Here is a 20864-nt window from a genome sequence, read left to right on the forward strand (position 1 = left end):
TTGAGCACCGCAAGCGCCTCCTCGGACGGCCTGCTCGCCCTGACCGGAGCCCAGTTGGGCATCTGGCACGCGCAGCGCCTGGAGCCCGACTCGCCGTACTACGTGGTCGGCGACGTGGTGGAGATATCCGGCGGCGGACCCGTCGACGTCGACGCGCTGGTCGAGGCGGTCCGCGCGACCACCGAAGAGGCCGAGACGCTGCGGCTGCGGATCCACGACACCCCCGAGGGGCCGCGCCAGGAGATCAGCGCGGAACCGGTCGCGCCGCCCGAGGTCGTCGACCTCACCGCGGAGGCCGACCCCGTCGCCGCCGCCCACGCGCTCGTCGACGCCGAACGCGCCCGGGCGGGCGCCGCCTGCCGGGGCATGGTGGACCGGCCGCTGTACGCCCGTACCGTCATCCGGCTCTCCGACCGCGAGGTCTGGTACACCCAGCTCGGCCACCACCTCGTCTTCGACGGCTACACCGCCGCGATGCTCGCCCGCCGCACGGCCGCCCGCTACACCGCCCTCGTGCGGGGCACCGCGCCGCGCCCGTCCACCTTCGGCTCCTTCGCCGCCCTCGTCGCCGCCGACCGGGCCTACCGCGAGAGCGACCGCTTCACCGAGGACCGGGCGTACTGGGTCGAACGCTTCACCCCGCTCCCCGACACCGGCGAGACGGACACCGCCGGGGGCACGCCCGACCGCACCCTGACCGCCCGCGCCGCCCTCACCCCCGAGGAGACGGCCCGGCTGCGCGCCTTCGCCGACGCACAGGGCGTCACCTGGGGCGAGGCGCTCATCGCCTGCTACGCCGCCTTCCTGCACCGCATGCTGGGCCGCACCGACGTCGTGTTCGCGCTGCCCCTGATGTGCCGGACCGGCTCGGTGGCCCTGCGCACCCCCGCGATGGCGGTCAACGTCCTGCCGCTGCGCGTCCGCGTGCACCCCGCCGACGGCCTCACGGAGCTCGCCCACCGGGTCGCCACCGCGATGAAGGAGATGCGCGACCACCAGCGCTACCGCGGCGAGGACCTGCCCCGCGACCTCGGCGTGCCCGGCGCGGGCGCGCTGCTGCACGGCCGCGGCATCAACCTCAAGGCCTTCGACCTGGCACTCGACTTCGCCGGATCCAGCGGCGTGATGCGCAACGTCGCGGGCGGCCCGCCCGAGGACATGGGCCTGAGCGTGCTGCCCGCCCGCGACGGCGGACTGCTCCTCGGCTTCGAGGTCGACGCCCGCACCCACGACCAGGCCTCCGTCGACGCCCTGCTGTCCGGCCTGCGTGCCCTGGTGTCCGGGCTCGTCGACGGGCGGCCGGCCGGCCGGATCACCCTGGCCGACGACGCGGACCGCGTCCTCGCCGCCTGGTCCCCGCCCGCCCTGCCCGGCACCCCCGTCGACCTGCCCACAGCCTTCGCCGCCACCGTCGCCGCCGACCCCGCGGCCACCGCCCTCGTGTGCGGCGCGGACCGGCTGTCCGCCGCCGCCCTGGCCGACCGGGTGCACCGCGTCGCCCGCGCGCTGCGGGCCCGCGGCATCGGCACCGACGACGTCGTGGCCCTCGCCCTGCCCCGCTCGGCCGACTCCGTGGTCGCCCTCCTCGCGGTCCTCGACGCGGGCGCCGCGTTCCTGCCCCTGGACACCGCGTACCCGCCCGAGCGCCTGCACGACCTCGTCGCCGACACCCGCCCCGCGCTCGTCCTGACCGCCACCGACGTGATCGACGGGCTGCCCTGGTCCACCCTGCTCGCCGAGTCCGCCACGCTGTCCGGCGCCCCGCTGACCGACGGCGAACTCGCCGCGCCCCGCCACCCCGAGCACCTCGCCTACGTCATCCACACCTCCGGCTCCACCGGCCGTCCCAAGGGCGTGCTCGGCCGGGTCGGCGGACTGGCCTCGCTGCTGCACCACCAGCGGTCGACGGTCGTCGCCGAGGCCCGGTCCGCCGCGGGCCGACGCCTGCGCGTCTCGCACACCTACTCGTTCGCCTTCGACTCCGCCTTCGACCACCTGGTGTGGCTGCTGTGCGGCCACGAACTGCACGTCTACGACGCCGAGACCATCCGCGACGCCGACGCCCTGCTCGCCGCCTACGCCCGCGACGGCATCGACGTCGTCGACACCACGCCGTCCATGGCCACGCCCCTCATCGACGGCGGCCTCCTCGACCTGCGGCCCACCCTCCTGGTCCTCGGCGGCGAGGCGACGCCGCCCGCCCTGTGGCGGCGGATCGCCGCGTCCGGCACCACCGCGCGCAACATCTACGGCCCCACCGAGGCGACCGTCGACGCCACGACCGCCCGGATCGACACCGGCGAACCGACCATCGGCGACCCCCTCGCGGGCACCCGCGCCTACGTCCTGGACAGCGCCCTGCGGCCGGTGCCGCACGGCAGGTCCGGCGAGCTGTACCTCGCCGGACCGCACCTGGCCCGCGGCTACCTCGGCAGGCCCGGCGCGAGCGCCGAACGCTTCGTCGCCGACCCCTTCGGCGCCCCCGGCGACCGGATGTACCGCACCGGCGACGTCGCCCGCTGGGTGCCGGGCCGGGGCCTGGAATACCTGGGCCGAGGCGACGGGCAGGTCAAGATCCGCGGCCACCGCGTGGAGACCGGCGAGGTCGAGGCCGCCCTCGGCGCCCTGCCCGGCGTCACGGCCGCCGCCGCCACCGTCCGCGCGTCCCGCCTCATCGGGTACGTCGTGTCCGGCACCGTCACCGGCGACGCCGTGCGCGCCCGACTCGCCGAACGGCTGCCCGACCACCTGGTGCCCGCCGTCGTCGTGGTCCTCGACGCCCTGCCGGTCACCACCAACGGCAAGCTCGACCGCGCTGCCCTGCCCGCCCCCGCGACCGCGGCCGGCGGCCGGGAGGCGAGCACCGAGCGGGAGCGGCTCCTGTGCGCCGTCCTCGCCGAGGTGTTCGAGGTCGAACGCGTCGGCGTGGACGACGACTTCTTCACCCTCGGCGGTGACAGCATCACCGCCATCACCATCAGCAGCCGCCTGCGGGCCAAGGGCCTGGAACTGCGGCCGCGCGACCTGCTGGCCCGCCGCAGCTTCGCCGCCCTCGCCGCCTCCGCCGACCTGGTCGAGGACGTCGCGGGCCCGGCGGACGACCCGACGGGACCCGTCCCGGCGCCACCGATCGTGCGGGGTCTGCTCGACCCGCACCCGGACGTGGACACCGTCGCCGCCTACGCCCAGTGGACCGCCCTGCGCGTCGACGCGCTCACCCGCGACGAGCTGGTCGCGGGCGTCCAGGCCGTGCTCGACCACCACGACGCGCTGCGGCTGCGCGTGGCCGACGGCCTCGAGGTGCTGCCCCGCGGCACGGCACGCGCCGTCGTCGACGAGGTGCACGGCGAGGACGCCACCGCCCTGGCCCACCGGCTGGCCGGGCAACTCGACCCGGCCTCCGGCGACCTGCTGCGCGCGGCCCTGCTCCGTACCGGCGACGGCACCCCCGACCGCCTCGTCGTCGTCGTGCACCACCTCGCCATGGACGGCGTGTCCTGGCGCATCCTGCTCCCCGACCTGCACGCCGCCTGCACCGGCACCGCCCTCGAAGGGACCGGCGCGTCCTGGCGACGGCACGCCCTGCTCCTCGCCGAACAGGGCGAGAGCGGCGCCCGCCGCGGCGAACTCGCCCACTGGCGCACCGCCCTGGACGCCGCGACCCGGCTCGGCCCCCGCCCCCTCGACCCGGCGCGCGACACCGTGTCGACCGCCCGCCAGTCGGTCACCGTCGCCTCGCCCGAGGTCACCGAGGCCCTGCTCACCACGCTGCCCGCCGCCTACCGCGCCGGAGTCGACGAAGTCCTCCTCGCCGCCCTCGTGCTGGCCCTGCGGGAGTGGGGCGTCCCGGGCGACGCGGTCACCGTGTCGATGGAGGGACACGGCCGCGAACACCTCGACCTGTCCCGCACCGTCGGCTGGTTCACCAGCGAGTACCCGGTGCGCGTCCCCCGGGCCGAAGGCGTCGGGCAGGTGCTCCGCGCGGCCAAGGAGGCCCGGCGCGGGGTCCCCGACGGCGGCATCGGCTACGGCGTCCTGCGCCACCTCGACCCGACGACCGCCCCCGGATTCGCGGCCGTCCCGCCGCCGGACGTGCTGCTCAACTACCTCGGCCGGTTCGGCTCGCTGCCCGGCACCGGATGGCGCCTGCCCGAACGGGACGCGTTCTCCGTCGTCGAACCCGGCGCCAAGGCGCTGGAACAGGTCCTCGCCCTCAACTGCTTCGTCCACGAGGAGGGCACGCCCCGGCTCGCCGTCGAGTGGACCGCGGCGAGCGAGATCCTCGGCGCCGACGCCGTGACCGCCCTGCAGCACGCCTGGGCCGCCGCACTGGACGCCCTGGCCGGGCACGCCGAGCACACCACCGGCGGACTCACCCCCTCGGACCTGCCGCTCGTCGACCTCGACCAGCTCGCCATCGACGCCCTGGAACGCACCGGCCGCATCGCCGACGTGCTGCCCGCCACCCCGCTCCAGGTCGGCCTCTCCTTCCACACCCTGGTCCGCGACGACCAGGACGCCGACGTCTACGTCGTCCAGGCCGTCACCACCCTCGTCGGCGACCTCGTCCCCGAGCGGATGGAACAGGCCGCCCGCGAACTCCTGCGCCGGCAGCCCGCGTTGCGGGTGTACCTGGGCGCGGCTGGCGACGACGTCGTCCAGGTGATCCCCGCCGACGTGGCGCTGGACTGGCGGCGGGACGACACGTTCCCCGAAGCCGCCCGCGCCGACCTGGAGCGCCCCTTCGACCCGGCCCGCCCGCCGCTGATCCGCTTCCTGCTGTCCCGGGTCGGACCCGGCGAGCACAAGCTGGTCATCACCAACCACCACGCGCTGCTCGACGGCTGGTCCATGCCGCTCGTCGGCCGCACCCTGCTCGCCCTCTACGCCGAGCTGAGCGGCGGCCCCGCCGTCCCCGCGGCCCCGCCCCTGTCCGCGTACTTCCGGTGGCTCGCCGCACGCGACCACCACGCGTCCGTCGCCGCGTGGCGCGCCGCGCTGGCCGGCGTCGACGACGCGACCCGGCTCGCCCCCGCCGGCCACGGCACCGGCGTGGAGCGGCCCGGCCGTGAAACGGTCGCCCTCGGCCGTGAGTTCAGCGACCGTCTGCGCGCCTTCGCCCGCGAACAGGGCGTCACCCTCACCACGGTCCTGCAGACCGCGTGGGGACTGCTGCTCGGCCGCCTCACCGGGCGCCGCGACGTCGTCTTCGGCTGCCCCGTCTCCGGACGGCCCGCCGAGGTCGACGGCGTCGAGTCGATGATCGGCCAGCTCGGCACCACCATCCCGGTGCGCGTGCGGCACACCCAGGACCAGAGCGCCCGCGACCTCATGGCCCAGGTGCACGCCGAGAGCGTCGCGCTCGCCGAGCACCACCACGTGGGGCTCCCCGAGATCCAGCGGGCCGTCGGCATCGGCGAACTCTTCGACACCATGCTGGTGATGGAGAACTTCCCGCTCTCCAGCCGCACGCGCACTCCGCTCGCCCCCGGGCTCGACCTGGCCGGCGTCGACATCACCGACGCCACCCACTACGCCCTGACCGTCATCGTCATCCCCGACGACGAGATCACCATCGGCCTCGGCTACCAGCCGCGCGCCTTCACCGGTTCCGCCGTGCGCGACTACGGCCGCTGGCTGCACAACCTGCTGCGGGAGCTCGTCGACGACCCGGCCCGGCCCGCGCTCGCGCTGCCCGCGCTGGACGCCGAGGAGCGCGCCCGGATCCTGCGCACCGGCACTGGGACCGTCCCCGCCAAGGTCCGCGGCCCCTGGCTGACGGAGTTCGCCGCCTGGGTGGACCGCAAGCCCGACGCCGAGGCGCTGGTCTGTCGCGACCGCAGCCTGACCTACCGGGAGCTGGACCGCGAGGCCAACCGCCTCGCCCACGCGCTGATCGCGCACGGCGTACGCCCCCAGGACCCCGTCGCGGTCCTGCTCGGACGCGACATCGAGATGACCGTGGCGCTGTTCGCCGTCGCCAAGGCGGGCGCGGTGTACGTGCCGATGGACGCGAGCTACCCGCGGGAGCGCCTCGCGTACATGTTCGACGACATCGTCCCCGCCGCCGTCGTGTCGACCGGCGCCGCCCTCCCCGTCGCCCGCGAACTGCCGGTACTGCGCATCGACGACCCCGCCACCCTCGCCGACGCCCCGGACACCGACCCGGCCGACGCCCGCGCCCGGCTCACCGACGACGCGCTCGCGTACGTCATCTACACCTCCGGGACCACCGGGCGCCCCAAGGGCGTCGGCGTCACCCACCGGGGCGTGCCCGACCTGATCGCGCTGCAGGAGGAGGTCGTCGGCGTCACCGAGCACGACCGGTACCTGCACTTCGCGTCGACCAGCTTCGACGTGGCGTTCTGGCAGACCATGGTGCCGCTGCTGTCCGGCGGCACCTCCGTCATCGCGCCCGAGGAGGTGCGCGTCCCCGGCGACGAACTCCTCGACTACATCGTCGAACACCGGGTGACCGGCGTGAACCTGCTGCCGTCCTTCCTCGCCGCCATGCCCGACGACCGCACCGTCGACCCCGACGTGTTCTTCGTCGTCGGCGCCGAACGGCTCGACCCCGAGCTGGCCCGCCGCTGGGGCCGGGGCCGCCGGGCGTTCTTCAACGCCTACGGCCCGACCGAGGTCACCATCAACTCCGTGACCTGGCACTACGACCCGGACGACGCGGGTCCGCTGCCGATCGGCCTGCCCGACCCGCACGTCCGCGCCTACGTCCTCGACAGCGGCCTCCAGCCCGTCGGCGTCGGCGTCACCGGCGAACTCCACCTCGCGGGACCGAGCCTGGCCCGCGGCTACCTCGGCCGCCCCGGCCTGACCGCGGAACGGTTCGTCGCCGACCCGTTCGGGCCGCCCGGCGAGCGCATGTACCGCACCGGCGACCTGGTGCGCTGGCGGCCCGACGGGCACCTCGTCTTCCTCGGCCGCGTCGACCACCAGGTCAAGGTCCGCGGCTTCCGCGTCGAGCTCGGCGAGATCGAGTCCGCGCTGACCGCTCACCCCGACGTCCGCGCCTGCGCCGTGATCGTGCGCGACAACCGCCTCGTCGGCTACGTCATCCCGACCGACGGCGCCGACCCGGACCCCGCGCGGATCCGCCAGTACCTGGCCGCGGAACTGCCCGACCACATGGTCCCGACCGTCCTCGTCCCGATCGACCGGCTGCCGCTGAGCCCCAGCGGCAAGCTCGACCCCGCCGCGCTGCCCGCCCCCGAGACCGCCGTCGCGGCCCGCCGCGCACCGGCCACCGAGGCCGAGGAGATCCTGATCGGCGTCTTCCGGGACGTCCTCGGCACCGACGCCGTCGGACCCGACGACGACTTCTTCGCCATCGGCGGCGACAGCATCGTGTCCCTCCAAGTGGTCTCCCGGGCCCGGCGCCAGGGTCTCGGCCTCACCGCCCGCGACGTCTTCGAGGGGGCCACCGTCGCCGGCATCGCGGCCCGCGCCCGCGCCCTCGACGCCGGCGACGCCCCGGCGACCGGCGACGCCCCGCTCACCCCGATCATGCGGGACCTGCTGCGCCGCGCGGGCACCGCCGCCGACGGCTTCTGCCAGTGGGTGGAGATCTGCGTCCCGCCGGGCGGCGACGCCGCCACCTGGCGGGCCGTGCTCGACGCCGTCCTGGCCCGGCACGACGTGCTGCGCGCCCGCCTCGGCGACGACGTCCTGCACATCCCCGCGGCCGGCGCCGTGACCGCGGCCGACGTGCTGACCTGCGTCGGCGTCACGGACGGTGAACCGCGCGCCCTGGTCGACGCCCACATCGCCGAGGCCCGCGACACCATGGACCCGCGCACCGGCCCGCTGCTGCGCGCCGTCTGGGTGGACGCGGGACCCGACCGGCCCGGCCGGCTCGCCCTGCTCGCCCACCACCTCGTCGCCGACGGCGTGTCCTGGCGCGTCCTCCTCGACGACCTGGCGCACGCGTACGCCGGCGGCGAACTGACCCGGCACGGCCAGTCCTTCCTCGGCTGGGCCCGCGCTCTGCGCGAGGCCGACCGCACCGCCGAACTCCCGCACTGGCGCCGGATGACCGCGACCCCCGCCCTCGCCGCACCCCTCGACCCGGCCAGGGACACCGTGGCCACCGCGCGGCACCACGAGATCCGGCTCGACACCGACGCCACCCGCGCCCTGATCACCACCCTGCCCGCCGCCCACCGCAGCACCCCCGACGCCGTCCTCCTGACCGCGCTCGGCCGGGCGGTCCGGGCCTGGCGCGGCACTCCCCGGGTGCTCGTCGCCCTGGAGAGCCACGGCCGCCCCCAGCACGTCGACCTGTCCCAGACCGTCGGCTGGTTCACCGCGGTGCACCCCGTACGCCTCGACGCGGACGACGACGTGCGGGCGGTCAGGGATCGGCTGCGGGCCCAGGGCGACGCCCTCGGCCACGGCATCCTCACCTCGGCCGGCCTGCTCGACCCGGTCGAGCCGGAGCTCGCCTGGAACTACCTCGGACAGTTCCCCGGTGCCCCCGCCGACGAGACCCCCTGGCGGCCCGCCCCCGACGCCGACCCGCTCGGCTCCGGCGGCACCGGCGAACTGCCCCTGCCGCACAGCCTGATGGTCAACGCGCTGGTCCGCGACGACGCGCTCGGGGTGCGGATCACCTGGCCCGCCGCCCTGTTCACCGAGGCCGAGGTGGCGGACCTGGGCGCCTGCCTGCGCACCGCGCTCCTGGACCTCGCGGCCGCCCCGGAGATCAGCGCGCTGGACGGCGACCGGCCCGTCGCCGAGATCCAGCCGCTCACCCCGCTGCAGGAGGTGATGCTGCGGCACGCGCGCACCGAGCACCCCGACCCGTACACCGTGCAGTCGGCGTTCTCCCTGGCGGGCCCGCTCGACCTCGACGCGCTGGACGCCGCGGGCGCCGACCTGATGGCCCGCCACCCGAACCTGGGCGCCGTGTTCCCCGCCGACCTCGCGGTGATCCCCAAGGAGCCCCGGCCGGAGTTCCGTGTCGTGGAGGGCCCGGCCGGGCCGGTCCTCGCGGCCGACCTGGCCGAAGGGTTCGACCTCGCCCGCGGGCCGCTGCTGCGGCTGACCGTCGTGCGGACCGGACCCGACCGTGCCGACCTGGTCATGACCAGCCACCACGTGCTCTCCGACGGCTGGTCGGCGCCGCGCATGCTCGCCGAGCTGTTCGACCTCTACACGGCCCGGGTCCGCGGTGCGGCACCGGACCTGCCCGCGCCCGTACCGTTCGGCGACTACCTGCGTTGGCGCGCCGACAACGAGCCCGAAATCGACACCTGGGCGACCGAGTTGGACGGCCTGCCCGAAGGGGACTACCTGTCGTCGGGCGAGGCCGGACCGGCCTGGCAGGAGCCCGAACTCCTCACGTTCGACGCGGACCTCGTGGCCCGTCTCTCCCGGCTCGCCGCCCGGCGCGGATGGACCCGCAACACCCTGGTGCAGGGCGCGTGGTCGGTGCTGCTCGCGCGGCGCTCGGGCCGGTCGGACGTCTGCTTCGGCGCGATGGTCGCCTGCCGTCCCCCGGAGCTGGCGGGCGTCGAGGAGATCGTCGGCCTGCTCGCCAACACCGTGCCGGTCCGCGCCCGCCTCACCGGCACCCTCGCCGACACGCTCACCGGGCTGCAGGCCGGACAGCGGGCCCTGGTGGAACATCACCACGTCGCCCTCACCGACCTGGAGCGGCTGACCGGACGACGCAGGCTGTTCGACAGCCTCGTCGTCTTCGAGAACTACCCCGTCGACCCGGACCGCCTGCGTGAACCCGCCCCCGGGCTCACCGTCGTCGGCACCCGCTTCCGCGAGTCCACCCACCACCCGGTCACCCTGACCGTCATGCCGGACGGCGAGGGCTGGACCGGAGTGCTCGCCCACCGGGCCGGCGTGGACGTCACCGGCCTCGCCGACGAGCTGCTCGACCTGCTCCGCACGCTGGAGCAGCACCTCGACCACGACGTGCGCCACCTCCTGGAGGCCCGATGACCGGCCAGGTCGCGCCACCGCCCGAGCGGGTGGACGGACAACTGCTGCGGATCGCGTTCATCCTGGTGCTCGGCACCTTCATGGCCACCCTGGACGCCACGATCGTCAGCGTCGGGATCGACCGCCTCACCGAGGAGTTCGACGCCTCCGTCGCCGACATCCAGTGGGTGAGCACCGCCTACCTGCTGGCCGTGGTCGCCGCCGTGCCCGCGTCCGGCTGGCTGGCCGACCGTTTCGGCGGCCGGCGGACCTGGCTCGCCGCGGTGGGCGTCTTCCTGCTCGGCTCGGTGCTGTGCGCCCTGGCCTGGTCGGCGCCCAGCCTGATCGTGTTCCGGGTGATCCAGGGCCTCGGCGGCGGACTGCTGCCCGCCACCGGACAGGCCCTGCTCGCCCGCATCGCCGGACGCCACCGCACCGGCCGCGTCATCAGCGTCGTCGCCGTCGTGCCGCTGCTCTCGCCGGTGTTCGGCCCGCTGGCCGGCGGCACCATCCTCGCCGTGGCGTCCTGGCCCTGGCTGTTCCTCGTCAACCTGCCCATCGGCCTGGTCGCCGTGGTGCTCGCCCGCACGTACGTGCCCGTGGTGCCGCCCGCGGCCCGGCGCACGGCGTTCGACCTGCGCGGCGCCGCGCTGCTCTCGCCCGGCCTCGCCGTCCTGGTGTACGGGCTGACCGAGGTCGCCCACGGGCGGGACGTGCCGGCCGCGATCGGTGTGACGGCGGGCCTCGCGATGCTCGCGGGCTTCGCCGTGCACGGGCTGCGCACCAGCGGCACCCCGCTGGTCGACCCGCGCCTGTTCGCCCGGCCGCCGTTCGGGGCCGCCGCTCTCGCGCTGCTCGTCCTCGGCGCGTCGGTGTTCGGCACGACGTTCCTGCTGCCGCTGTACTTCCAGACCGGGCGGGATCTGTCGGCGTGGGAGGCAGGACTGCTGCTCGCGCCCCAGGGCCTGGGCGCGGCGGCCGGATCGGTCCTGGTCAACCGCACCATCGACAAGGTGGCGCCGCGCACCCTGGTGGTCGTCGGCATCGTGCTGATCCTCGCGGGCACCGTCCCGTTCACCCAGCTCGGCCACCAGCCGCCGGACGCCGTGATCGTCGCGGCGCTCGTGGTGCGCGGCGTCGGCATGGCGATGATCGGCGCGCCGGTGATGAACATCGTCTACAGCCGCATCGAGCCGGAACACCTGCCGCGCGCGTCGGGAGCGCTGAACCTCCTGAACACCGTGGGCGGTTCGGTCGGCACGGCGGCCCTGGCGGTCGTCCTGGAGAACCGGCTCTCCGCCCGGGGAGCGGACGTCTCCGCGGCGTTCGCCGACACCTTCTGGTGGGTGCTCGGCTTCTGCCTGCTCGCCGCCGCGGGCGCGACCCGGCTCCCGCGCACGCGGGCGCGGACACCGTAGGACGACGGCCACGGGGGCCGGGTGTGTGGTGCCCGGCCCCCGCGATCCGTGTCGGCTCAGACGCGGTCGGCCGCGATCAGCACGTACTGGAACGACCCGTCCTTGTACGAGTTGATGAACGCCTCCTCGATGCCGGTGACCAGCGACGAGGTGGCCCGCAGCTCCCAGTAGGGCAGCGTGTCCGGGGTGAGGTCGATGACGGCCTGCGGCACCAGGCGGTTGTCCGCCATCGCGCGCAGGTACTCCCGGCGCGAGTGGATGTTGCACTCGAAGTGCGCGTTGATCTGGGAGACCCACTTCGAGGGCTGGCCGTACCGGGGGTTCCAGCAGCCGGTGATGGTCACGTACCGGCCGCCGACCTCCAGGACGCGGGAGTGCTCGGCGAAGAGGTCCTGCAGGTCGACGTACATGCTCGACTCGTTGTTCCACGAGGCGGCGGCCTGGCCGGTCTCGAAGGGAGTGGCGAGCATGTTGCAGACGCGGGCCTGCACATGGTCCTCGATGTGCAGTTCGCGGGCCCGCCGGTTGGCGAAGTCGGCCTGCTTGGCGGAGAGCGTGACGCCCTCGACCTTGCAGCCGAAGCGCTGGTGGGCCATCACCATCGAACCGCCCCGGCCGCACCCGGCGTCCACCAGGGTGTCCTCGCGCCCGATGTCGCCGAGGTGGTCCAGGAGGACCTCGGCCTGCGCCGACTCCAGCCGGTGCAGCTCGGCCACCAGACGCTTCTCGCTCTCGCTGTCGGCGGGGTCGCCGAGCGCGGCACGGTCGACGGCACCGATGCCGTAGTGGTGGTGGTAGAGACCGTCGACATCGCCCAGGCGCAGGTTCACCGGCCTGGCCTCGCCGTCCCAGTAGCGGGCGATGTCACCCTGATAGGGCGTCGCGGGGCCCGGGATGTACAGCGGCGTGCCGGCGGTGGTGGCGGTGAGTTCGGTGCTGGTCACAGATGCGTCCATTCTTCCTACCAGAAGTCGGGCAGGCTGTAGCGATAGGTGTTGGTGCAATGCCAGTGGTGGTTGCCGTCGACCCAGGCGGCCACGCCGCGCAGGAAGCGCTGCACGCCCGGCAGGGGACAGTCGGCGGCGAGGGCGGCGGCCTCGGTCTCGAAGTCGTGCATGAGGTCGTTGTGGACCTCGACCGACTTCAGATAGGCGTCCTGGTCGGACAGCCCCTCACGTTCCGCGATGACGACCGGCAGGTTCAGGTGGCGGCCGGGAGCGTCGAGTTCCTTCATGTACGAGTACAGGTCGTTCACGATGGTCGTCGCGTTCCCCGCGAGCGCGATGACCTTCTGCATGGCGGGCTGTGCGTGCAGGTCCGCCGGCAGTTCGTAGCCGCCGACGGTGTCGGTGATGGTGGGGCAGGGGCGGAAGTTGTTGAACTGGCGCATCGCCAGGTACTCCCACACCTCCGGTACCCGGTCCTCCTGGGCCCAGGAGGCCTCGGCGAGGTAGCCCAGGTGCAGCCGCGCCATGTCGTGCCGGTACCGGTCGGTCTGCGAGGGACTCGCCGCCCGCACGAAGTACTCCATGGCGGAGCGGTAGGCGCGCCGGGGCGCGTCCGCGTGCAGCGACTCGGCCCAGTGCGGCGCGTACTCCCGCGTGGTGTGCAGCGGGTCGAGCGCGGTGTGGGCGAGCAGGAGGCGTCCGCCGAGCCCGACGGGCGAGCCTCCGTGGTCCTCGCAGTAGCAGTCGTCCACCGCGTTCTCGGCCACCATCAGGCGGGTGGCGAGCATCAGGTGGTCGACACTGGGCGCGTCCGGATGGCAGCCGACCATGTAGCTGCCGACGGAGAATCCGTCGAACTCCTCCTCCCAGTCGTCCGGGTACAGGGACACCTCGTCCAGCGCCCAGTCCTTGATGCGGCGGCTGACCTCGGCGACCCGCACCGGGTCGGGCTCGGGCACCGGGTGGTGGTACAGGCCGGGGATCGGCCTGCCCTGCGCGGCGGCGGGCGGTTCCCGCGGCGGCGTGGGCGGGTCGGCGGGGGCCTGCGCGGGGACCAGGCGCAGGCCCGCCGTGCCGAGGCCACGGGGGCCGCGCAGGATCCGCTCCAGGTCGACGCCGGGCGAGGACACCCCGGCGGCCGGCGGCGGGGCGGCGGGCCGGGTGCCGAGTGCGGCCCCGATGTCACGGGCGCGGGCCGCGGCGGCGGCGAGGACCTGCGCCCCGGCGTCGGCGGTGGCCCCGGGCGGGCTCGACTGAGGTGGTGTCGGCTCGGGCGCGGGCATCCTTGGCTCCTAGGTGGGGTGGGCGGCCGGGTCCGCTACTTGGGCCAGCGGGCGATCTGCACGTTCTCCAGCACGCCGACCGCGTCGGGCACGAGGATGGCGGCGGAGTAGTAGGTGCTGACGAGGTAGGACGTGATCGCCTGCTCGTCGAGGCCCATGAAGCGGACGGAGAGACCCGGTTCGTACTCGTCGGGCAGGCCGGTCTGGTGCAGGCCGATGACGCCCTGGTTGTCCTCGCCGGTTCGCATGACCAGGATCGAGCTGGTCTTCTCCTTGGTGATCGGGATCTTGTTGCAGGGCAGGATCGGGACGCCGCGCCAGGCCGGGACCTGCTGGCCGCCGAGGTCGACGTGGTCCGGGTAGAGACCGCTCGCGTTGAACTCGCGCCCGATCGCCGCGATCGTCTTGGGGTGGGCGAGGAAGAACTTCGACCCGCGCCTGCGGCAGAGCAGTTCGTCCAGGTCGTCCGGGGTGGGCGGGCCGGAGTGCGGCTGGATGCGCTGCTTGAAGTCGGCGTTGTGGAGCAGGCCGAACTCCTTGTTGTTGATCAGCTCGTGCTCCTGGCGCTCCCGCAACGCCTCGATGGTGAGCCGGAGTTGCTCCTCGGTCTGGTTCATCGGCCCGTTGTAGAGGTCGGCGACCCGGGTGTGGACCCGCAGGATGGTCTGCGCGACCGACAGCTCGTACTCACGGGGGTTGGATTCGTAGTCCACGAACGCGCCGGGCAGTTCGTGCTCGCCGGTGTGGCCGGAGGACATCGCGATCTCCGCCTCGCCGCGGTGGTTCTGCCGCTGGCGGGGGAGCGACCTGAACTCCTCGACGTGGGCCCGCAGTCCCGGCGCGGAGGACAGGACGGCCTCGAAGTCGGACCGGGCGAGCGTCAGCAGGGTGCCCGAGGTCTCCGCGGTGGCGGTGACCTCCCACCGGGCGTCCTCGTCCAGCAACGTGTGCTCGCCGAAGTGGTCGCCGTCGGCGAGCACGTCCAGCGTGACCTCGTCGCCGTAGGCGCCGACGGAGCTCTGGCCGATGCGGCCGTGGGCCACCAGGTGGAGCTTGTCCGCGGGCGCGCCGCGCGACAGCAGCGTCTCGCCCGCCCCGAAGTCGCGCTGCACGCACCGGTCCGCGAGGGCGCGGAGCACCTCCACGTCGTCGTAGCCGCGCAGCAGCGGCAGCTCACCGAGCTCGCGGGGGATGACCCGCACGTCGGCGCCGTCCTGGATGAAGTCCACCCGCCCGTCGCCGACGGTGTACGTCAGCCGGCGGTTCACCCGGTACGCGCCGCCTTTGGTCTCCACCCAGGGCAGCATCCGCAGCAGCCACCGCGAGGTGATCTCCTGCATCTGCGGGGCGGACTTGGTCGTGGTCGCGAGGTTGCGGGCGGCCGCCGTGCCCAGGCTGGACTGCCGCGGCTGGTCCTGCCGCGTCTCCGGGCTCGAATCAACTGTCATCGGGCGAGCTCTCCTTGGTCGGGTGCGGTGGCGCACGTCTGCGGACGCCACCGGGCAAGAGGAGGGAAACAGGGGTAAGAGGTGTATACGAACGGGAATCCGTCCAGATCCAGGAGGACAGTAACGGCCGCCCCGCCACCCGGACCAAGGAAAGCCGCCGACATTAACTCGATACGATGATCGCGGCCGCGCGATGTTTGCCCGGGTACTGACGTGATTCGGCCAGGCGCGCCGTATGGCCCCGGCGAGGGGCTGATTCCCGCCGGTGGGACGCGGGCCGCCGCGCCGCCCCTCGGCCCGCCGCGCGGATTCTTACGCGGCTCTTCCATGACTCTGCCGGAGCCGTAAAACGCGCCGGGCAAGGTCGTGTTCGTACCGAAGGGACGAAGGAGCGGACATGACGACGGCCATGACGGCGGACATGAATGAAGGAGCGGGCATGACGGACCGCACGACGGACAGGCGCATGCGCCGGGCGCGACGCGCGGGACTGGCCGTGAGCGTGCTGGCCGTCCTGGCGTCGGCGCTGCCGGCCACCGCCCACGCGGCACCCGAGCCACGCGCCGCCGTGGCCGACGCGGCACGCACGGCGCCCGGCTGGTGTCCCACCGTGCCCGGCCACCGGACCGACTGCGGCTCCGTGGACCGCCCGCTGGTCGCGGCCCGCCCCGGGCTCGGCACGATCAAGGTGAGTTACGCGGTCGTACGGCACGCCGGGCCCGGCCCGGCCAAGGGCACCGTGGCCGTCAACCCGGGTGGTCCCGGTGAGGTCGCGATCGACCGGGCGGAGGTGTTCGCCCCGGCCCTCGCGGGCCTCCTGAAGGACCACGACCTGCTGCTCGTCGACCCGCGCGGCACCGGACGCTCCGGGCGGCTGCCGTGCGGGGTCGGCGACGCCGAGTACCGCTTCGGCACCCGGGCCGCACAGCGGGACGCCGTCGAGCGCTGCGCCCGTACCCTCGGCCCCAAGGCCGCCGCGTACACGACCGCGGCGACCGCCGACGACCTCGACGCCGTCCGCGCCCGGGTCGGCGTGCGCCGACTGAGCCTGTACGGCCTGTCGTACGGCACCTACCTGATGCCGGTGTACGCCTCCCGCCACCCCACCCGCGTGCGGTCCATGGTGCTGTCGGGCGCCTACCCCCTCGGGTTCGATCCGCTCGCGCGGCCCAGCGCGCAGGCCGTCTCGCTGTCCCTGCGGCGCGTGTGCGCGCGGAGCGTGCCGGTGGCCTGCGACGGGAAGAAGGCCGTGCGCGACCTCGGCACGACGGCCACGCGGCTGCGGGCCCGGCCGATGACCGTGCCGGTCACCACCGGCCACGGCCGGTTCCGCGTGCGGTTCACCGAGGGCAAGCTCGCCAACCTCCTCTACGAGGCCGCCAGTCGCGAGGTGGGCCTGGCCCCCGCGGAGCCGTCCCTGCTGGGGCGGCTGCCCCACGCACTGGACCGGTTCGCCGCGGGCGACCCCGGACCGCTGCGCACGCTCGTCCGGGAGGACGCGGCCTCGGGCGGCGAGGAGGACCAGGCGCCCTACGTGGCCGTCGTGTGCAACGACTACCGCAAGGCGTGGTCGAAGGACGCGCCGCGGGCCGAGCGGTGGCGCCAGTACCGCGCGGCCCTCGCGGGCGCGGGAGTCGGCGCGCACGGCGCGTTCGGCGCCCGGGGCTTCAACGAGGGCCCCACGGACGGCGGTGACGTGTGCATCGGCTGGCCGCGCGAGGGCACGCCGCACCCCCAGCCGACCCGTCCCGCCCTGCCGGACGTCCCCGTCCTGGTGCTCTCCGGCGACCTCGACGCGAACACGCCGGACGCCAACGGACGCGCGGCGGCACGGCAGTTCGACGACAGCCGGTTCCTGTCCGTGCGCAACACCGGGCACGTCCCCGAACTCGAACAGAGCGGCTGCGTGACGGGCGTCTCCACGCGCTTCCTGCGCACCGGCGACCCGGGCGACACGTCCTGCCTGCGCGCGCTCCCGCCGATCGCCGTGGCGCCCGTGCGCCCCTGACGGGCCGGTGTCGTGACCTCGGCCGGCACCGACGAAAATGATCACATGACAGAGGAAACGGGGCAGCCCCGGACGGTGTTGGTCGTCGAGGATGATCCGGGGGTGCGCAGCACCCTGGACCAGCTGTTGCGGTTCGAGGGGTACCGGGTCCTGACGGCCGCCGACGGCCTGCAGGCCCTCCCCCTGCTCGAACAGGAGCGGCCCGACCTGGCCGTGGTGGACGTCGTCATGCCGGGCCTCGACGGCCTGGGCCTGTGCCGCATGCTGCGCCGGCGCGGCGACCGGCTGCCCCTGCTGGTCCTGACGGCCCGGCACGAGGTCGGCGACCGGGTCGCGGGCCTCGACGCGGGCGCCGACGACTATCTCGCCAAGCCCTTCGCGACCGAGGAACTCCTCGCCCGGATCCGCGCCTTGCTCCGGCGCGCCGACCCGGCGGCCATCGAGAGCGGCGCGCTCTCGGTGGCCGACCTGCGCCTCGACCCGGAGCAGCGCCGGGCGTTCCGCGGCACGCGTGAACTCGACCTGACCAGGACCGAGTTCGACGTCCTGGAACTCCTGCTGTGCCACCCGGGCACGGTGCTCGGCCGCTCCCGGATCTACGAGCGCATCTGGGGCTACGACTTCGACACCACCTCCCGCTCGCTGGACGTCTACATCGGCTACCTCCGGCAGAAGACCGAGCAGGACGGGGCGCCCCGGCTGATCCACACCGTCCGGGGCGTCGGCTACACGGTCCGGGACGCCTGATGCTGCGTACGAAGGTCACGGCCGTCGCGGTGGCGGCCGCCGCGCTCGCCATGGCCCTGGCCGCCGTCATGTCGTACCGCGGCGTCAGCGACCTGGTCGCCGGCGAGCTCGACCGGGGGCTGGAGGACCGCGCGAACACCGCCGTCCGGCTGCTCACGGCCGACCTGACCCCGCCGCCCCGGGACGACATGACCGAGCAGGTGCTGTCCGCCGACGGGACCGTCCGCACCCTGGCCCCCGGCGGGCCCCGGCTGCCGGTGTCCGCCGGGGCCCTGCGGGTGGCCAGGTCGGGGCAGGGGGAGAGCCGCGCGGACCTCGTCGTCGACGGCACCGAGTACGGCACCCTGACCCGGCCGCTGCCCGGCGGGGGAGCGGTCACCGTCGGCCAGAGCTACGCGGGCGCCGCGCGCGTCGACGACGCGTTCCTGTGGCGCGTCTCCGGCACCACCGCGGCCGCCCTCGCCCTGTCGGCGCTGCTCAGCTGGCTGGTCCTGGGCCGGATCCTGCGCCCGGTGCGCGACCTCGTCCGTACCACCGGACACATCACCGCCACCCGGGACCTGTCCACCGCCCTGCCGCCCGCCGGAACCGACGAGATCGGCCGGCTGACCCGCAGCTTCGAGACGATGCTCACCGCCCTGCGCCGCTCCCGCGCCCAGCAGCAGCAGCTCGTGCAGGACGCGAGCCACGAGCTGCGCACCCCGCTGACCTCGGTGCGGGGGAGCGCCGAACTCCTGCAGCGGGCCCGCGGCCGGCTCGACCCCCGGGACGAGGAGCAGATCCTCACCACCCTGGTCACCGAGACGGCGGCCCTCGACGACCTCGTCCGCGAGCTCGTCGATCTCGCCACCGACCGCCACACCGACGAGGACCCGGCGGCCGTCGACCTGGTGGGCCTCGCAGAGGACACCGCGGAGCGCCACCGGACGCGGACCGGGCGCACGATCACCGTCACCACCGAGGGGCCCGAGGCCGTGCGGGCCCGGCCCCGCGCGCTGCAGCGCTGCGTCGACAACCTGCTCAGCAACGCCGTGAAGTTCAGCCCCGCGGGCACGCCGATCACCGTGCACGTCGCGGGGCGCGGGCTCGCCGTGCGCGACCGGGGCCCCGGCATCGCCCCCGGCGAGCGCGACGCCGTCTTCGACCGCTTCTACCGCGGACCGCGCACCCAGGCGACCCCCGGCTCCGGCCTCGGCCTCGCGATCGTGCACGACATCGTCACCGCCGACGGCGGCACCGTCTTCGCCACCGGGGCCGACGGCGGGGGCGCCGAGGTCGGCTTCGTCCTGCCGCCCGGGGCCCCCGCGGCGCGGCCCGCGGGCCGACGGACGGCCCCGACGGCACGACGGAGGCGCCCCATCGCCTGACGGCGACGTGCCCGCCGAACGGCCCGCGGGGGCGCGCCGGCGCCCGTCAGGCGTGTCACCCTTCATCCTTCTTCCGCGCCTTATGGGGGCATCCGTCTCACCGATGATCTCGGGGACCGAGACACGCATGGTCGGACCGGGAGCGGGAAACTGCTTCCATTGACAGGCTGACGGACCATACTGGTCGAGCCCCGATCACCCACAGAACGACTCCATGGCCAAGAACACCAGCTCACCGACCACCGCCCCCGACACCGTCTGGCTGGCGCGCGGCCGTCACCTCGGGCCCGAGCCCGAGCAGGACGTCCGGCGCAACCTGATCGCCCTCAAGGCGGCCGGGGTGCTCGACGACTTCGCGGACCTCGACCCCGTCGAGGCGGCCCGCACCTCCGTCCTGCACCCGCGGGACGAGGCCGCCGACCCCGGCCCCGCGGCCCGCCGTCTCTTCGAGGCCCGCTGGCGCGTGGCCGACGAGGTGACCGTGCGTGCCCAGCTGACCACGTACGACCCCGAGACCCGCCGCAAGGAGGGCGAGGGCGTCACCTGGGTCCTGGCCGCCGAGGCGGAGCAGGTGTGGGACGCGCACTGGCCCTCGCCCGCCACCATGTTCTGGCCCGACAGCGACCGGGTCCCCTGGGACCACGACACGGTCGCCGACGTCCGGCTGCGCGCGACGAACCACCTGCCGAAGGACGACGACGAACTGCGGCACCTGCTGCGGGACTGCGCCCGGCAGAGCTGGTACATCCACCTCGTGGTGCACGAGGCGATGACGCCGGACGCCCAGGGGCAGCGGCCCGTCGCCACGTTCCTGCCGCCGAGCCTGCGCCACCAGGTGATCGAGCACCGGGCCACGCCCGAGCAGGCGCAGATCGCCGACTTCGCGCTGAAGCGCGAGCTGAGCGTGCGCATGCCGCGCGGCGGCGGAGTCGTCCTGCCCACGGTGCCGCCCGGTGCGGAGTATGACGCGGACCGGTTCACGGTGCGCAGCGTCTTCCTGGACGGCTCGGAGCCGACGGAGTTCCTCGACCGGATCCAGGAGTTCGCCGCGCTGCCGCGACCGCTGTCCGCCGAGGCGGAGCAGGCCCTGAACCGGCTGCGCCAGGGCTGGCACCTGCTCACCCCGGACGAGGAGCTCACCCACGCCCGGGCCATGGTGACGCGGTACGCCGAAGCCCTCGAAGCGATGACGAACTCCCGTGACCTGTACCGGGAGGCGGCCGAGGCGGCGCAGTCCGCACTGGCCGAGGTGACCGGTGGCGACGGGGTGCCCCGGCCGCCCGCGGCGGGCGCGGCCAAGGGCGAGGGCTCGCCGCTGAACACGCTCACGAAGGTCTTCGGCCGCTTCCGGGACCCCGGCAAGTAGGCCGTCTCCGTCCGGCGCCGGCGAGCCCCTGTCCGTGGCGCCGGGGCGGGGCGGACGCGGGGACGGTGTGCCGGACGGCGCCGTCGCGGCCGGGTGCGCCGACGGCACGGCAGAGGTGCGCCCGGGACATGAACGCTCCTGTCTTCAGGCGTGTGATCGTATGACCCGGCTCCTTCTTACCCCTGCCGTCACCCGTTTATCCCCGGCTTTGCCTAAGGCTTTGCCGAAAGGGAGTTGGGGGCGCCAAGACGCCGACAAAGACGGGGCCGCGGAGTCGGGACCTTGATTCCTACCCACCCTCGACGGGCCGTATGAATGCGGATTCCGAG

The 20864-nt window shown here is 74.6% G+C and carries 9 protein-coding genes; 6 read left to right on the forward strand and 3 right to left on the reverse strand.

Annotated elements, in window-relative coordinates; all coding sequences use genetic code 11:
- Both ACFYXE_RS21275 and ACFYXE_RS21280 read left to right on the forward strand, forming a co-directional pair.
- Positions 1-9972 (forward strand): amino acid adenylation domain-containing protein, encoded by a 9972-nt coding sequence (locus tag ACFYXE_RS21275; RefSeq protein ID WP_389314518.1) that lies wholly within the window; start codon positions 1-3, stop codon positions 9970-9972.
- Positions 9969-11369, forward strand: a complete 1401-nt coding sequence (locus tag ACFYXE_RS21280) for an MDR family MFS transporter (protein ID WP_389314520.1) — start codon at positions 9969-9971, stop codon at positions 11367-11369. The genes ACFYXE_RS21275 and ACFYXE_RS21280 overlap by 4 nt, the downstream gene beginning before the upstream one ends.
- Positions 11370-11425: 56 nt before the next feature.
- Here the strand turns inward: ACFYXE_RS21280 and ACFYXE_RS21285 are convergent, their stop codons facing one another.
- From ACFYXE_RS21285 to ACFYXE_RS21295, 3 genes are read right to left on the reverse strand one after another with little or no spacing between them, the layout of a single operon-like run.
- Entirely contained in the window at positions 11426-12313 is an 888-nt protein-coding gene (locus ACFYXE_RS21285) for a geranyl diphosphate 2-C-methyltransferase (protein WP_389314522.1), read from the reverse strand.
- Positions 12314-12330: 17 nt separating this feature from the next.
- Positions 12331-13599 (reverse strand): family 2 encapsulin nanocompartment cargo protein terpene cyclase, encoded by a 1269-nt coding sequence (locus ACFYXE_RS21290; protein ID WP_389314524.1) that lies wholly within the window; start codon positions 13597-13599, stop codon positions 12331-12333.
- Positions 13600-13634: 35 nt separating this feature from the next.
- Entirely contained in the window at positions 13635-15047 is a 1413-nt protein-coding gene (locus ACFYXE_RS21295) for a family 2B encapsulin nanocompartment shell protein (protein WP_389314527.1), read from the reverse strand.
- Between the two features lie 397 nt (positions 15048-15444).
- Between ACFYXE_RS21295 and ACFYXE_RS21300 the strand changes: the two genes are divergently transcribed.
- The 4 genes from ACFYXE_RS21300 (at position 15445) to ACFYXE_RS21315 (ending at position 20535) form a co-directional block, all read left to right on the forward strand.
- Positions 15445-17055, forward strand: coding sequence for an alpha/beta fold hydrolase (locus ACFYXE_RS21300; RefSeq protein ID WP_389314529.1), 1611 nt, complete (start codon positions 15445-15447; stop codon positions 17053-17055).
- Positions 17056-17100: 45 nt separating this feature from the next.
- Entirely contained in the window at positions 17101-17802 is a 702-nt protein-coding gene (locus tag ACFYXE_RS21305) for a response regulator transcription factor (protein ID WP_389314531.1), read from the forward strand.
- Positions 17802-19169, forward strand: coding sequence for an ATP-binding protein (locus tag ACFYXE_RS21310; RefSeq protein WP_389314533.1), 1368 nt, complete (start codon positions 17802-17804; stop codon positions 19167-19169). Before ACFYXE_RS21305 ends, ACFYXE_RS21310 begins: the two co-directional genes overlap by 1 nt.
- 214 nt (positions 19170-19383) lie before the next feature.
- Positions 19384-20535: a hypothetical protein gene (locus tag ACFYXE_RS21315; RefSeq protein WP_389314535.1), complete on the forward strand. Its 1152-nt coding sequence runs from the start codon at positions 19384-19386 to the stop codon at positions 20533-20535.
- The last annotated feature ends 329 nt before the right edge of the window (positions 20536-20864 follow it).

Origin of the sequence: Streptomyces sp. NPDC002564, from assembly GCF_042889645.1 — a bacterium.
GTDB lineage: Bacteria > Actinomycetota > Actinomycetes > Streptomycetales > Streptomycetaceae > Streptomyces.